Origin of the sequence: Variovorax sp. RA8 (assembly GCF_901827175.1) — a bacterium.
Lineage (GTDB): Bacteria > Pseudomonadota > Gammaproteobacteria > Burkholderiales > Burkholderiaceae_C > Variovorax.
Map to the genome: position 1 here is coordinate 260,988 of NZ_LR594664.1, position 14,784 is coordinate 275,771.

General features: G+C 61.0%; 15 protein-coding genes and 1 pseudogene. 12 read left to right on the forward strand and 4 right to left on the reverse strand.

The genetic code is table 11. The annotated features are described in order from the left end of the window. Window positions 1-33: 33 nt before the first annotated feature. From E5P3_RS34470 to E5P3_RS34480, 3 genes are all read left to right on the forward strand, one after another. Window positions 34-1,080: a DNA-binding protein gene (locus E5P3_RS34470; protein ID WP_232073670.1), complete on the forward strand. Its 1,047-nt coding sequence runs from the start codon at window positions 34-36 to the stop codon at window positions 1,078-1,080. Window positions 1,081-1,276: 196 nt separating this feature from the next. Next, window positions 1,277-1,873: a DUF1643 domain-containing protein gene (locus E5P3_RS34475; protein ID WP_162590509.1), complete on the forward strand. Its 597-nt coding sequence runs from the start codon at window positions 1,277-1,279 to the stop codon at window positions 1,871-1,873. A gap of 353 nt (window positions 1,874-2,226) precedes the next feature. Continuing rightward, window positions 2,227-2,619 (forward strand): hypothetical protein, encoded by a 393-nt coding sequence (locus tag E5P3_RS34480; protein ID WP_162590510.1) that lies wholly within the window; start codon window positions 2,227-2,229, stop codon window positions 2,617-2,619. 65 nt (window positions 2,620-2,684) lie between these two features. Here E5P3_RS34480 and E5P3_RS34485 read toward each other — a convergent pair whose 3' ends face one another. Next, on the reverse strand, window positions 2,685-3,104 hold the full coding sequence (locus tag E5P3_RS34485; RefSeq protein WP_162590511.1) for a hypothetical protein: 420 nt from the start codon (window positions 3,102-3,104) through the stop codon (window positions 2,685-2,687). Window positions 3,105-3,959: 855 nt separating this feature from the next. On the opposite strand from E5P3_RS34485, the gene E5P3_RS34490 reads away from it, so the two are divergent. From E5P3_RS34490 to E5P3_RS34500, 3 genes are all read left to right on the forward strand, one after another. Next, complete coding sequence (locus tag E5P3_RS34490) at window positions 3,960-4,889, forward strand: universal stress protein (RefSeq protein WP_162590512.1); 930 nt, start codon at window positions 3,960-3,962, stop codon at window positions 4,887-4,889. An 80-nt stretch (window positions 4,890-4,969) separates the two neighbouring features. Further along, window positions 4,970-5,500, forward strand: coding sequence for a hypothetical protein (locus tag E5P3_RS34495; RefSeq protein WP_162590513.1), 531 nt, complete (start codon window positions 4,970-4,972; stop codon window positions 5,498-5,500). 255 nt (window positions 5,501-5,755) lie between these two features. Next, window positions 5,756-6,367, forward strand: a complete 612-nt coding sequence (locus E5P3_RS34500) for an N-acetyltransferase (protein WP_332107428.1) — start codon at window positions 5,756-5,758, stop codon at window positions 6,365-6,367. 194 nt (window positions 6,368-6,561) lie between these two features. Here the strand turns inward: E5P3_RS34500 and E5P3_RS34505 are convergent, their stop codons facing one another. The 3 genes from E5P3_RS34505 to E5P3_RS34515 form a co-directional block, all read right to left on the reverse strand. Next, window positions 6,562-7,440: a universal stress protein gene (locus tag E5P3_RS34505; RefSeq protein ID WP_162590514.1), complete on the reverse strand. Its 879-nt coding sequence runs from the start codon at window positions 7,438-7,440 to the stop codon at window positions 6,562-6,564. A gap of 858 nt (window positions 7,441-8,298) precedes the next feature. Further along, complete coding sequence (locus E5P3_RS34510; protein ID WP_162590515.1) at window positions 8,299-8,553, reverse strand: hypothetical protein; 255 nt, start codon at window positions 8,551-8,553, stop codon at window positions 8,299-8,301. Window positions 8,554-8,599: 46 nt separating this feature from the next. Next, window positions 8,600-9,055 (reverse strand): hypothetical protein, encoded by a 456-nt coding sequence (locus E5P3_RS34515; protein WP_162590516.1) that lies wholly within the window; start codon window positions 9,053-9,055, stop codon window positions 8,600-8,602. A gap of 506 nt (window positions 9,056-9,561) precedes the next feature. Between E5P3_RS34515 and E5P3_RS34520 the strand changes: the two genes are divergently transcribed. The 6 genes and pseudogenes from E5P3_RS34520 to E5P3_RS34545 all read left to right on the forward strand — a co-directional run bounded on the left by E5P3_RS34520 (window position 9,562) and on the right by E5P3_RS34545 (window position 14,769). Next, the gene (locus tag E5P3_RS34520; protein ID WP_162590517.1) at window positions 9,562-9,936 is read left to right on the forward strand and encodes a hypothetical protein; all 375 of its coding nucleotides are present in this window, start codon (window positions 9,562-9,564) and stop codon (window positions 9,934-9,936) included. Window positions 9,937-10,453: 517 nt separating this feature from the next. Further along, a pseudogene (ybaL, locus tag E5P3_RS34525) lies at window positions 10,454-12,156 on the forward strand (YbaL family putative K(+) efflux transporter). Between the two features lie 445 nt (window positions 12,157-12,601). Further along, entirely contained in the window at window positions 12,602-12,883 is a 282-nt protein-coding gene (locus tag E5P3_RS34530; protein WP_162590518.1) for a hypothetical protein, read from the forward strand. 510 nt (window positions 12,884-13,393) lie between these two features. After that, window positions 13,394-13,600 carry a hypothetical protein gene (locus tag E5P3_RS34535; protein WP_162590519.1) on the forward strand — a complete coding sequence of 69 codons (207 nt, stop codon included), beginning with the start codon at window positions 13,394-13,396 and terminating at the stop codon, window positions 13,598-13,600. A gap of 14 nt (window positions 13,601-13,614) precedes the next feature. Further along, window positions 13,615-14,043, forward strand: a complete 429-nt coding sequence (locus tag E5P3_RS34540; RefSeq protein ID WP_162590520.1) for a DUF488 domain-containing protein — start codon at window positions 13,615-13,617, stop codon at window positions 14,041-14,043. Between the two features lie 27 nt (window positions 14,044-14,070). Continuing rightward, window positions 14,071-14,769 (forward strand): CBS domain-containing protein, encoded by a 699-nt coding sequence (locus E5P3_RS34545; protein ID WP_162590521.1) that lies wholly within the window; start codon window positions 14,071-14,073, stop codon window positions 14,767-14,769. Window positions 14,770-14,784 lie beyond the last annotated feature (15 nt).

Below are 14,784 nucleotides of genomic sequence, written 5' to 3' on the forward strand. Positions count from 1 at the left end.
AGGGCGGTGGTTTACGGAAAGTACGAGGGTCAAATGGCTGGAATTCGACAAACACTCTCCCGAGGCATCCAGGAAGACGACGTCTGGGGCGCGGCCGACGTCCTGCTTCATGAAGGCCTGCGGCCCACGATCGAACGCGTGCGGCAGAAGATCGGGCGCGGCTCGCCCAATACTGTCAGCCCGATGCTCGAGCGCTGGTTTGCGTCGCTGGGCCAGCGCCTTGCCGGCGGCCCTGTACCGGCGGCCGGCAACGACGCGGACGGCGTGCCGGTGAGCGTGCGCAACGCGACGCGCCTCTTGTGGGAGACGGCACGGCGCGAGGCCGAGCAGGTTCAGCGCCAGGAGATGGACGCGGCGCACGCGGAGCTGCGCGCGAGTGAAGAAACCCTGCAGAGTGACAAGACCGAGCTCGTGCAGCGCGAAGCCGCGTTCGAGCAGGCGCGAGCGAGCCTGGACGTCGCCCTGTCCTCCTCGCAGCAGGCTCGCGAGGCCCTCGAGCGCCAACTGGCCGAACAGGTGGCCGAAGGCCAGCGCCTCCGCACGACTTCAGAACACGAGATCGCGCGGCTCAATGCCTTGCTGCTGGAAGCCGGCGCCAGCAAAGAGGAATTGCGACAGGAGCACGCCGCGGCGCTTGCGGCTCGGGAAAAAGATCTGCGAGACGCCGAGGCGCGGCATGCGGCCCAGGAAAAACGCATGCTTGCCGACGTCGATCGTGCGCGTCAGGCGGTCAAGCAGGTCGAGGGCGAATTGGCCCGCGAGCAGCAGCGCCGCGTGCGCGGCGAGGAAACCGCGGCGCAGCTGCTCGACGCCGAGCGCCAAGCGCTGGGCGATGCACAGCAGTCCGCCCAGCAGACCGAACGCGCATTGCGCGATCAACTCGCCGCCCAAGGCATCGCGTTGGCGCAGGCCCAGTCGCAAGGCGCAGCGCTGCAGCAGCGCATGGACGACATCAAGCGGCGGTCCGGCGAAGAGAAGGAAGCACATGACGCAACCCGTGCACTGCTGGCGCATGCGTTGACGGCAGTTCGCAAGCCAAGAGGGGTACGCAAGCCCTCCCCCGGCGCAGGCAAAGCGTAGCTTGCAACAGTCACGCAGCGGATCGATGCGAGAAAGCCCTCGGGGCTCTCGCCCCGGGAGTAGATCCACCGAGAGGGGTGGAGGAGACAAACGGTTCAGTCTGCTGCGCCTGCCAGGCGGGCACGCCCATGCCGTATCGTTGAAATCACTGAGGCCATCTTCGACAGCCAGAGGCTCAGGCGACAATCAGCGTGGAATGAAGAAAATCGATCAGCCAATCAGCTTTGGCGCATATAGGCACGATCCGGGCGGAAGGAAGAAGCCGCCGTGGCCGTCGGACTCGAACGTTGATGCGAAATTCTCCGGTTGCACCAAGTATCGCTATGAACTGACGGAAATCTGGGACCAGAAGCTGCCAATGGTCATGTTCCTCTTGATGAATCCGTCTGTCGCGGGAATCGAGCACGCCGATCCGACGCTCATCAAGTGCGGCAAGTTTGCCAGGGCATGGGGGTACGGCGGCCAATTGGTCGGCAACGTTCATGCGTACCGAATTACCGATAGTAATCTGCTGATCCACGCCGAAGACCCAGTTGGCCCGGAGAACGACGCCAGCTTGTTAAGCATGGCGCGCAGGGCCGACATGGTTGTCCTCGCATACGGCCTGCCGCCGAAGCCGTTGAGGCTTCGGGCGGCGAAGGTGGTTGAGTCGCTCAGCGGCAATGTGCAGCTCAAGTACTTGAGGTTGACCAAGGACGGCACGCCAGGACATCCACTGTACTTGCCGGGGCGTCTGGTCCCGCTCGACTACGTACCGACGGACGTCGAACAACCGGGCGAGCAAGGCCGGTAGCAACTCCCGCGCGCGCTCTGCCGGGGTCGACTCGTTTTCGGTGCACAGACTGACGGTGTGCAGAGCCAGTGCTGGCGCGGGCGTGCGTCTGCAAGTTCTTGATTTGGTTGCAATTTCTGTTCGCTTTCAAGGCCCTCCGTCAAAGGAGGATTGCGTTGCGCCCGAACGCGCTTGGATCGCGCCTGGAGCTGGGCGCGGGACCGGACGGCCTTGTACCTGCTGAGCGATTTTGACGGCGACAGACCGCGGCCTTTCAGATCGTCGCCTCGTCTCTGAACGGTCCGGCTGTCCAGTGGTCCAGTGGTCTGGCCCTGCTGGTCTCTTGCTATCCGCACCCTGGCGAGCCCGGGGAGATGGGCACGTTCGTCTGGTTCGTTGCCTGTACCCCTGCTGCCGCGCGGCGGGCCTGCGTTGAGCAGGTATTGCTATATAGTTTTCTGGCAACGACTGAAATGATGCGTTCTCTCTTTGTCCACCCCGAGTTCCCCGAACTCGAACTTTCTCTGCAGCCTGCCGAGCGAATGGCCCAGGTGCGTTTACTCGAGAATGTGCTGACGCTCGTCGAGCGTAGGCATCTTCAGGGCCGCGTCATGCGTTGGGCCGACCTGCCCCGTTTTGCCGAGACTTCGGCCGTCGTCGAGACCACTGCAGCCCATACGGACAGTCTTCCTGCAGACAATGATTTCGGGTCGTTTGACGATTTGAAGTCTCGCCGCGACGACACGGGCGTCGTGCGGCTGCGCTGATCTACTGCGCTGTCAACGCAGCTGCTGAGCCACACAGCCGAGATGGGGGTCGACTCGTTTTCGGTTCACGCAGTGGCCCTGCGAGAGCCACGACGGCGCGGGTCTCGATCCTCATTCTTGATTGGTTGCGGTTGCTGATCGTTTTCGGCAGGCGTATTGTTCGCGCCCCTTTCAAGGAGGCGCGCGATGCAAGGCTGGCAGACCACATTCCTGGGCATACACGAGTTGCCGCACGCGTCCAGGCCACGAAGCACCTCGATGCGCTCGAGAACTTCGCTGATCTGGCGGGTCGAGTGTTTGGCAGAGGCCGCCCACAACCAGCTTTGATAGGTCTGCCCGCTGGCGTGCGGCTGGGCGATCCGATGTTCAGTGCGCATCGACGTAAACGACATCAAGGACAGGTCCGTCGGCTTCCCATTGTCAATGAACGATCCGAGAAGTTGCAGCGTGTGGACGAGCTGTTCAAGGTTCGGCACTTCGAGCATGAGGCATCGATCTGTGCGATCGCTGGTACCTGCCACACGTTGGCACTCTCAGGTCGTTCGGTACTTCCTTTGCGAGCTCAGTGCCCGAACACCTACCAATCTGGCAAACCGCGTGTGGCTTCTGTTGTAGGTTGAACCACCTCACCTTACACTCGGTGCATGCAAGTCACGGCTTACATCCCCAGCAAGAATAGCGCTGCCCTCCATCGCTTGCCATCGGCATGGACCGAGGCGGGTGCGATCTTGTTCCTGGTGATGACGCCAGGGTCTCAACAGACTCTCGCACATTCTTAAGCCCGGCGGTCAGCCTTTTTAGCGCAAACCATCGACCGTCGGGCACCAGACCCGCGCGGTAGCGACCTCCTGACATAAGGCAGGTCGCGCTCGACTGGAGTGCGTCATGCATGCAACGATTCGCGAGGAGCGCACGCTCCTTGCAAGTGGATTTGCTCAAGCCCAAAAGGCAGCTAGCGGTCAACTGCCACCGCACGCGTATCCGACGCGCGCGGCATGGGCAATAAGGTTCAGCGCTCCTGAGGGGTCGGCCGATCTGCTGAGCCAGGTGCAACTTCCCATCGACCAGCTCTGCCCTCACCCGGACCTGGACGGCAGTCCATCGAGAACCGGTGGTGTTGCTCGACGGTGCGACCCGCCCGTCTCAACCATCAACACCGCTGGATCGCACGTCTACGCGCACGGAGCGATGAACGGTGGAAGCCGCTTAGGCGGTGCAGTCCCAGCCTAGTGGCAGCGACTGCACCGCCCCAGCGACGAACCGTCTTCCCTCCCCGGCTTGCTGCCCACCGTTTGACGATTGGCCGGCGGCCAGCCTGTCTCACGCAGGAAGAGACAACGATGAACATTCAATCGATCCTTGCCGTGACCGATCTGTCGGCGCACGGCAATCGCACGGTGGAGCGGGCCGCCTTGCTCGCAGTGGAGCACCACGCACTACTCAAAATCATGTACGCGCCCGCTGCGGGAAGCAATGCGCTTGTCGCGGCCGCAAGCAGCCTTGCCCAACTCTGCGCAGAAATGGCCGCCCGGCATGGCGTGTTGGTCAAGAAAGTGGCCGAGTCTGCTGTGCGCCTGGAAGACCTCGCAGAAGAGGCCAGATGGGTAGACCTGCTCGTTCTGAACCATGTGCACGAACGCTCTGCCACAGCGCTCTTTTGCGGGCAACCCGTCGAACGTCTGTTGCGGCTTGTCCATTGCCCCGTGCTCGTGACCAGACTCCCAGCCCGCGGAAGGTACAGACGCATCCTCGTGGCCGTCGACTTCACGCCGGAAGCCAAGAACCTTGTCAGGCTCGCATGGACGTTGGACAGCGCCGCTGAAGTGGAACTATTCCATGCTCTCATCAGCGTGCTCAGTGAAGGCAAGCTGCGCTACGCGAGCGTTTCGGAAGAAGCAATCAAAGTCTATCGGCACGATTGCCTACGCTATGCCCGTGGCCGTATGCGTTGCCTCACCGATTCATCGGACGCGCGGCACAGCCGCTTGCGTTCCACGATCGGTCACGGTGACCCGGCGCGCCAGGCCTCCGTGCGGCAGCAATGCACGATGGCCGAGCTTCTGGTGGTTGGCAAGCGCAGAAGCTCCGCATTCAAGGACTTCATTCTCGGAAGCGTAGCCCAGCGCGTCTTGGGGTGGTCCACCGGCGACGTCCTCGTCGTGCCTCACGATCTCCGCACTTCAACGCGGGCGGTTGACACGCCAGGCTCCGCGGTCGCGATTAAGCAAATGAGAGAAGCCCCACTGCCGGTCGGGGAGGAAACGCTATGAGCGCTGCGATCTCCGCAACCTGGTAGCCACCAGGAGGTGTGCGGAGCTTTCTTGGAAGTCAGATTTACAGGAGGTTCAAGATGTTTGCTGCTGATGATGATAAAAAGTTCGCCAGCTACCCCTTGCGGCAATCGCTTCTGCCAAGCGCAAAGGGCCTGGCGATCTTTGCAAAGCGTGGCTTGGTCGAATGGCTTTCGCGCCCCGACCGATATGTGATCGTCTGCGAAGGCAGGGGTGGCCGGATCTACGCGGCCAATGAAGCCTCCCTGGAGGAAGCGCAGCAGGTGATCAAGGACGCTTACAGAGATGAGGTCATATCACGCGCCCCGGAGATCTACACATTCGTCGATCCGCGACTGGATGCTTTAGTCGAACCCATCATGTTCCTGCGTCTGAAAAGCCCGAGGGGCTACGCCACGGCGCTGCTAGAGGAACTCGACAGGCGACGCGCAAGTATCAAGGAGGAATACCTTCAACGCTACCACGTGGTCATCCGGGCTGAAGCGCGGCTCGCCGATCTCATGGGTTATTCGAGAGCGACGCTCACGATGACGAACGGCTCCGCGGTGATCTGGAGCTGGCTACTGCGTTACAGCATCAACGGGGCTTAGCGCACAAGCAAGCGCCATCCGGCGCGCTTCTTCTAGGACTCATCGAGCTCGAGTGCGGACCGACTTGCCGGCGAAGATGCTCAAGGACATGCGCCTCGTTGCTCGGACATGCTCGCCCCACTGAGAGGCACGATGCCCTGACGACATCGCGCATGGTCCGCTCAGTGCCATGGTCGCCTTGGGTGGCGCATTCGGTCGCGTCTCTCTGCCCCTATTTCAATACCTCAATGACGTACGGAGACACCGTTGATCTTTGTGTTGTCCAATCTTCTGACTCCCTGGGTTGCCCGCCCCATGGAGCTGCGCATCGACGTCAATCCAGCACCCATGGCTCCGATTGACGCACTGTCCCCCATCTACGAACGTATCAATACCCCAGGCGACCACCTTCACGGCATGCCCTCCGTCGGTCTGAAGGATCCGGAACTCCAGATCCGGTTTCGTGAGGCAGACGGAGAGTTCTATGTGTACGTTGAAGACGTTCGCCGTGGGTGCCTCGCCGGCTATACGGTTTTCAATCGATTGATCGAGTTGAGCCGCCATGCGGATCACTACGTGAGGGCACCGCACTCCCGATACGAGCCAAACTACCAGCGACGCGGACTGGCTTCAGGCATATATCGATGGGCGTTGGATTCCGGGCTTTGCCTGATGACCGGCGCACGGCAGTCGAACGCAGCACACGCACTCTGGCGGAGCCTTGCCCAACACTACGAATCGGGCTTCGTTGATCTGCGCCAGAAGCATCTGGCGTATCTGGGGCACCAGGTTTCAGATGCAACGTTCACCCAATTGCAGACGCGCATGTTCTTGCTGGGTGGCGGATGGACGCTGCGTCAGTTCAAGGATGCAGTGAGAATGTCGTAGCAGCTCACTTGCGTCCGAGCTGATACTGACGCAGCCCCAATGCTGCGCGACGCCCCCCCCTCATTCAACAAACGAACGCCTCCTTGCTTCGTTGAACTTCTCATCGCCTGTTCTGACGAAAGCAGCGAACAAGTGGTCATCGACCTGTTTCGCTGCCAGTCTCGCGCGCTCCCGGCCCACGCGCTCCGCGTTTGTCACAGCGTCTTTCGCTTGACGCCGGAGAATGAGCCCCGTCCGTCGCTCAGCTCGGCTTTGATTCGAAGGTTCGCCGCGGCGCGTGAGGAGGCGCGATGGTCATGGGGCACGACCAGAACGTCGCTTGTAGCCCAGCTCAGGAGCCGCTGCGCAAAGCCGCCGAACAGAAAGTCAGCCAACGGCGAAGCCCTGTTCTTGCCAACAACAACCAGGTCCGCACCCGTAGCCTGCTGCTGGACGAAGGTTTGGCGCGAGGGGTCTCCGTGCCCGACGGAGGTCATCACTCGATTCTTAGTCGGGCCGACCGGCTCAGTGAGCCGGACTAGCCGTTCCTCCGCACAGCGCCGAGACTCCGTAGTTTGGTTCAGCGTGCTTTGTGAGTGGAAGAGCTCAAGCTCCGATTCGACGTCGAAGGCGCCGGCGTACCGCACCAGCTCCTTCGCCTCAGCGCTGAAGTCGACGGCGACAAGCACGCGACGATATCGCCTGGATGGCTCTCGCTTGACCACCAGCACCGGGCATTGGCAGCGGCGCACCAGCTGGTCAAACGCTGTCCCCTGCCAGAACCTCATCAAGATGCGATGGTGTCGATGATCGATAACGAGCAGATCGGCACAGGCGCTTTCCTCGACAACGCGGTCGACGGTTTCGCTCGTCCGGGAGACAGGCGCGACGGAAACCCTGTGGCGCCGGGCCAGTTGTTGTGCGCGCTGCGCCAGGCGTTCGAAAGGGTCTATGAGGTTCGGATTCGGCACATCGACGAAATACATGATGCGAAGTTGAGCGCAGTGCTCAACCGCGACCAGTGCAGCGCGGTCAAGTGCTTGCTCCCCTTGCGCCGAGAAGTCCGTGAGTGCAAGTATTGATCTGATGGTCATGGTGATTCCTTGGAAAACAGATTCCAACCCCTCGCGGCACGCGGGGGAAGGCATGACATAACTGAGGCCAGTGGCCTTAGCGTGCGCAGTTGACGCCGGGTTCATCCGGCCATTGCACGCCGAGCGTCTTCATCGGCTGTTCAAAACCAGCCGGTGAGCATCCGCACATCGCAAGAAGAGGCATGCACGAGGCACTCCCACGGATGCGACCCGACCGCCGAAAGCGCTGGCCGTTGCAGCGCGGGGCTTAGGCCCGGCGATTGGTGGATTGCGCTAAAGAGGAAGAAGCCTATCGCCGGGCCGAGGAATGTGCGGCCAGCTGGCGAAACCTCGCCTTGCTTGCCGCCGTGAGCACCAACACAACTGTCCCAGTCAGAAGGAGGAGGACAGTTGCAAGAGTGCCGAGAGGGACAGCCAGGAAGCTCATGCAAGCATCTTAGAAAGACCGAACGCAATAGGCAACCAAGCCCCCACCTTCCGTGCCAGATAGAGAACTAGCCTCAGCGCGATGCACGATCGCCTCCAACCTCCTGGTGTTGCGCGCGAACCCACGATGTCACGCTCGCGGGCTTCCACTAGCACAGCAGGAATGGCGGCGAAATCTCGAGTCGCGGGACCCGAGGAAGCTCGCTTCAGGTCAGCCTAGCGCAGGGGCTCCGCCATCGGATTGACCTCCTGATCACCGCCGAGGCATTCTTTGCATCGTCGACGCCGCGCGAAGTTCAGCAGGAGGCGGATCGCCCAAGCACGCTCGCGAAGGCGCGCTTCCGGGCGTGCTGACATCCCTTCGGCTAGAAGCGCCCGCGGGGTCGCGTGAGAAGCCTCGCGCGGATACGGGCAGCGGGTCGCCATCTGGAGCTAGACTGCAGCGGGGCTTGCCGCGGCAGAGACGTCCCGCGCTAGGAGCCGGTCCACGAGTTCCTTCGCTTTACGGTTGAGCTTGTCGAATAGGATCTCGCGCTCGGCTTGGCTCGCCGTCAATGCAACGCGGCCTGCGAACTCCCCGTCTCTGTGCACGTCCGCGTGCGCGGAGATCTGCTCGCCGTCCCCGGTCAACTCGATGGTCACGATCAAGCCCCGATAGTCGAATTTCTTCTCAACCTCGTTGTTCATGTGAAAGTCGATGGCCAATGGTAAGGAAGAGAGCACGGAGGCGTTCTTACGAAGCGAAGAACCTCCGGAGGTAGTAATCTTCCTCTTCGCGTGATTCACAGTGGTAAGTGGCGGAGATCATTTGCCGGATCGTCTCACCATTCGGCCCAGACTTCTCTTCTGCATTTCTCAGATCTACGGCGGCAAGCTTCTCAGGGTCGACGCCCCGCTTCGGCATTGGGTGGATAGTCCAGATGTCCGTGAAATCAAGTGCTTGTCCGTTCGACAACTTGATCTCGGACAGCATCTCTCGCATATCCTTTGCGCCAGCGCCATACATCAGTGGGAAACTGAACTTTGGCTCAATGGTCACCTCAATGTGTGGCTTCCCGCTCTTGAGAGTGATATCGCAGACGATCCCTTTGAGGGCCATCCATTCAAGCTGATGAATGAGAAACGACACTCGAAACCCAAACTCCGTCTCAATCACTTCCTCATCTCGTACAAACTCATTACGGCTCATCGGTGCTCCAATCTGCTTTGATTTCGACTAGAAACTCAGATTCGCGGTCTCCCCAAAAACGATCACCCGCACCGCACACTGACTTGGACGAAGCTTCTGTCTCTACCCTTCACGCTACTCTTGCCTCCGGCATCGGGAGCGCGGCATAAATGACGAGGTGCACTGGTGGGAATGCGCCTCAGTGTACGAGCGGTCGTCGGGTCAATCAATCAATGACCTCACGATGCATGCCAGTTAGATACCTTGAAATGAGCAACTGCTTCTCGATGCGGCATACGCATCCACGGCACGAGACTGACTCGGTCCTCAGGTGACGAGCGATATCAAATCAATTGCATTGAAGGTGCAATAAAAGTCACTAGTCCTCCGGTCTAGGCTGACCGAACATTCTTCCAGCCCGTTGCCCCTCCATGGCTGTATCTGGACTCGCAGGAGGGCGTAGTCAACGAACCGACCTTCACGAAGCTGAACGCTGAACACCGCAGCTGATCCAAAGGAGAAAAATCATGGAGCCCGCAATGATCCTTCGCACGGCAACGATCCTGCTGGCCATCGCGGCCGTGGGCGGGCTCATCATGGCGGGTATCCGATTTGCGGGCGTCCGGCAACCACCCATCGCGTTGGCCATGCTTCACGGGTTTCTGGCCGCCGCGGCCGTGACCCTGCTGCTTTACGCTGCCGCGACTGTTGGACTGCCGTCAATGGCGCTTGGCGCGCTGGTTCTCTTTCTTCTGGCGGCAGCAGGGGGTGCTGTCCTCAACCTGAACTACCACTGGAAGCAAGTGCCGCTGCCAAAGTGGCTTGTCTTCGTACATGGGCTGGCTGCCGTGGCTGGATTCCTGTTGTTGCTGAGTGCGACCTGGGCGACCCGCGCCCCATGAACGGGCTCGCAGGGCGAGTTGCACCTAAGCTCGAACTTAGCGCTGCAGTGGAGCGAGACCTTCCGCCACTCGCTAAGCGGGCATGTTCAGGCCCGCGTCCCGCAGAGGGCGTAGCTGATCCTGCTAGCGTCCGTGCCCCGCACGGAAAGGACACTGCCGCTGGAGTCGCAGCTAGGCATCTGCAGACGCTCGGGCGGCTTAGATGCTACAGCCCCACCATGTCAAAAGTTGTTCTCGAAGCATGGAGTCCCGCGAGAGCTTGAAGGTGCCGCCGGATAGAGCCTCAGGCCATTGCGCTGCCACACGCGCGCCGGATCGTTCGTGGCGCTCAACCCCAATTTCGCGGTCACTGTGCACGCAGTGCGTGCCCCGATTGTGCGCCCAAGCCTGCATTGCTCGCGCGGCTCGCGAGACACGGAACATGTTGCGCACCATGTTCTCTGGAGCGATGTGACATGACGAGATCATCTGGCGCGCCGGTACGCTTGCTTAGTGCTGCCGAACAGGTGGGCCCCTGATGGACCACAGCGTCACTTTGATCACCACTATTGCGGCTGCATTCGGCCTCGCCTTGATACTCGGCTTCATCGCGGAGCGAGTCAAGATCCCGGCGCTGGTCGGCTATCTGCTCGCGGGAATCGTCCTCGGCCCGGCAACGCCTGGCTTTATCGCCGACGCATCGATCGCCCGCCAACTGTCTGAGATCGGCGTGATGCTGCTGATGTTCGGAGTCGGTTTGCATTTCTCCATTGATGATCTTCTAGCGGTAAAGCGCATCGCCCTCCCTGGCGCAGTGGTGCAGATGAGCCTGGCCACAGTCCTCGGCATGGCTTTGGCTTGGTGGTGGGATTGGAGCATCGGCGCCGGGCTTGTATTCGGACTCTCGCTCTCGTGCGCCAGCACGGTGGTGTTACTCAAGGCGCTCGAACCCGCCGCATTCTCGACACTATGAATGGGCGCATCGCCGTGGGTTGGCTGGTCGTAGAAGACCTCGTGACGGTGCTGGTCCTGGTGCTCCTGCCACCGCTTGCGAGCATGCTGGGCGGAACGCCTGCAGCAGTTGGAAACGCGGCGCCTCTGTGGCGCACCATCGGGCTGACGCTTCTTCAGGTCGCAGCCTTCATCGCCCTGATGCTGATCGCCGGTCGCCGCATACTGCCTTGGCTGCTGTGGCACGTCGCCCGCACGGGCTCCCGGGAACTATTCACCCTATCGGTCGTTGCGGCCGCGATCGGCATCGCTTACGGCGCAGCAGCGCTGTTTGGGGTTTCATTCGCGCTTGGAGCGTTCTTCGCCGGGATGGTGATGCGCGAGTCTGAGTTCAGCCATCGCGCGGCCCAGGAATCGTTGCCGCTGCGTGATGCATTCGCGGTGCTGTTCTTCGTCGCCGTCGGCATGCTGTTCGAGCCAAGGGTGCTGATTGAGGAGCCGTTCCATGTTCTGGGGGCCGTCGCCATCATCATCGTCGGCAAGTCGATTGCGGCGACGGGGCTGGTGCTCGCCTTTCGCTATCCGCTCAATACGGCGCTGACCGTCGCAGCCAGTTTGGCTCAGATCGGCGAGTTCTCCTTCATCCTGGCCGGACTTGGAATGTCGCTCGGTTTGTTCGCTTCCGAAGGGGTAAGCCTGGTCCTCGCGGGCGCACTGATCTCCATTGCGCTCAACCCCTTCGTGTTCGCCTGCATTGCCCCCGTCAGCAGGTGGCTGCTCCGGCGTTCGGAGCTCGCGCGGCGTCTCGACCGCCGGGAGGATCCCTTCGCCGCGTCGCCCATGAGTACGGAGCAAAAGTACCTCGTGGGTCAGGTGGTGCTGGTGGGGTACGGGAGGGTGGGGCGGCGTATCGCCAGCGCCTTGAGCGAGCGCCGCGTTCCTTTCATCGTCGTTGATCGGAATCGCGAACTGGTGGAGACGCTCCGCAAGCAGGGTGTCGCTGCGGTTTCGGGCGACGCGGTGGAACCGGAGGTATTGATCCAAGCACACATTGCGAATGCAGCGATGCTGGTCGCCGCAATGCCGGACACCCTAGGAGTGTGTCAGATGGCAGAGATCGCTCGCACGCTCAACCCGTCTATCGAAGTGGTGGTGCGCACTCACAATGAGGACGAGTCGCAACTTCTGCGCAAGGACGCTGTCGGCACAGTATTCTTTGGCGAAGAGGAGCTTGCCAAAGGAATGACAAGCCATGTGCTGCAGCGTTTTGCCCAGCAGCACGAAGTCTAGGCGCGTCGCGACTGCGAGCGGCGGTGGTCCCATTGGGGTGAACGAGGCCAGGGCAGCGGCACACAGAGAGAATCTCATCCTCAGGCGGATTCGCAGCTAACGAGTTCGAAACGGCGGATATGCGCCGAGATGCTGGCCATCGTTGGGCTGCGCGCAGACGTCAGCACCGCGATACCAAAACTATTGCATTGAAGGGTCAATATAAGTCACTGGCCTTTTGGTGAAGGCCGGCTGAACATCAATGCCTTCCAGCGCTACCTATGCGGAGGTAGGAATGCCGATCCAAGCGGCAGACTGCCGTCCATGCGCACGAAGCGCTGGAGAGCACGCGAGACAGCGATCTTGAACGCCGATCGGAGGGATTCAGCTTGCAGGCGCAAGCGCAGACCTCTGTCTCGCCATCGGTCGTCATTGATGCGCTCAATTCAAGGAGGTTGAAATGTGCATGGAATTGTTGCGCAAGCTCGCGAACTCGAAGCTTCCGGTCCGCGTCGCCGATACGTCACAGATCGACTTAGTACGTGTACTCGACGCTGCCGGTTGTGTCGTGGCTCTTATCCCGCCCGCACACATAGACCCCGATGATTGTGAAAGGCAGGATCCGGCCACGGTCCTCAAGATCACTGCGCATGGTCGAAGAACATTGAGCCGCGGGCAGGCGGGCCGTTTCGCCTCGCACGCCATGGCGTTAGCCGAGGAAGTGCCGACGCAGCAGCAGAACCCTTGAATCGGATCAAGGACTGCAGGTTCTAAATCTTCAGGTCGGACGCATCGCGCTACTCCTGCCCGATTCTGATTTGCTTAGCAATGGCAATTTGATCGACATGCGAGACTTCAAACGCACCAAAGCATCCTCTGACCCGTCAGATTTCGTTGAGACCGACTTTGCGAGCCTTGCCCGCCACATGAAGTGCTGTGAGCGAGAGTTAGGCGCAGCCCCGCGGCTGAAGCGGGCCGTCGAAACGGTGCGAGCCATGATGGCCGCGCGCATCATCTCCTCCGTGTGCCTTGGCGTCGTCCTTGGGAGTTCGCTGTCATTGGTGCTCTCCTGTTCGGGAGTTCGCTGACGATTCCCGATTGCGCGACAGCCATCTTTGTGATTCGCCGCCGTTCAGGGGACGTCGACAGCAGTTGATATCAACAATATTGCATTGAAAGGCCAATATATGTCGTTGTACTTCCCGATTCGGTCGGCCGAACATTCACCTCTGGATTCGTCGTGGTGAAGGAGCCAGGAATGTCTATCGAGCTGCCCACCCTCCTCCGTGCCCCCGAGAGCTTGGTGCGCTTCTTCTCGGCCGTGACGCTGAGCACCTACCGGCAGGGCTCAGCGGAAGACAGAAGCACTCTGCTTGTCCGCTCCGTGAGATTTCTCGGCCAGGTCTGGACGATGGTTGAGGCCAGGATCGGCGCCCGTTGCCTCATCGCGACAGCGGCACAGTAAGCGAAGGATCCATCATGCGACTGTCCATTTCCAAGGTCCTTGCCGGTACCGAAACTGAGAAACACGTGAATGGGGGCGTAACGTGTCAGCCGATCGTCTTGAAGCGCGTTCGCGAGAGCGCTTCGATTGACGACGGTTTGCGCGTTCTCGTCGACCGACTTTGGCCGCGCGGCCTGACGAAGGAGAAGGTAGCGGTCGATCTGTGGCTCAAGGAAGTGGCGCCGAGCAGTGCGTTGCGCCGCTGGTACGGACACGATCCACGACGTTGGACGTCCTTCATCGAGAAGTACCGCTCCGAGCTCGAGCAGCGGCCAGAGCTGCTGCGACGCCTCGATGACTTGTGCCGCAATGGCCGAGTAACGCTCGTCTACGACGCGAGCGACGAGTCGCGCAACAACGCTGTCGTGCTGCGAGACGTCCTAGCCGAGAGGCGCTTTGACTGAACATCCGTCCACGAGAGGAGCACGGCGATGAATACAGCGGACATCATGACCACGCCGGTCATCACCATCGCGCCCGACGCCCAGATACGTGACATCGTGACGCTGCTGCTCGAGAAGCGCATCAGCGGGGTACCTGTCGTCGCGAACGGGCACGTGGTCGGCGTAGTCAACGAAGGCGATCTTCTTCATCGGTACGAGATCGGTACCGACGGCGACGTGGACCAGCGCTCCTGGTGGGCGCGATTGATCAGGCCCGACCGATTCTCAGCCAACTATGTCAAATCCCACGCCGGTCGGGCTCGTGACATCATGACGAGGCAAGTCGTTGTGGTCACAGAGGATACGTCGCTCCAGCAGATTGCATCGAACTTGGAAGCCCGTCACATCAGGCGACTTCCTGTTCTGCGCGGAAAACAACTCGTTGGCGTCGTGACCCGTGCAGATCTGGTCCGAGCCCTCGCCAAGAACACGCAGGCTCCTGCACCGCTCCGCGCGCAGACGGACGAAGGCATCAGGCAGCGACTGTTGTCGGAACTGGAGAACCAGCGGTGGTGGCGCTCCGACTGGTCAGCCGTGTATGTCAGTGACGGGGTCGTGAGCTACCGCGGTTTGCTCGAATGCGAAGATGAGAGGCAAGCAGCTCGCATCGCAGCGGAGAACGTGCCCGGTGTTCGTGCCGTGGAAGACAATCGCATCCCGTTCGCCGCCTGGCAGGCGATGGTCTGACGTGGCGCACGGTGC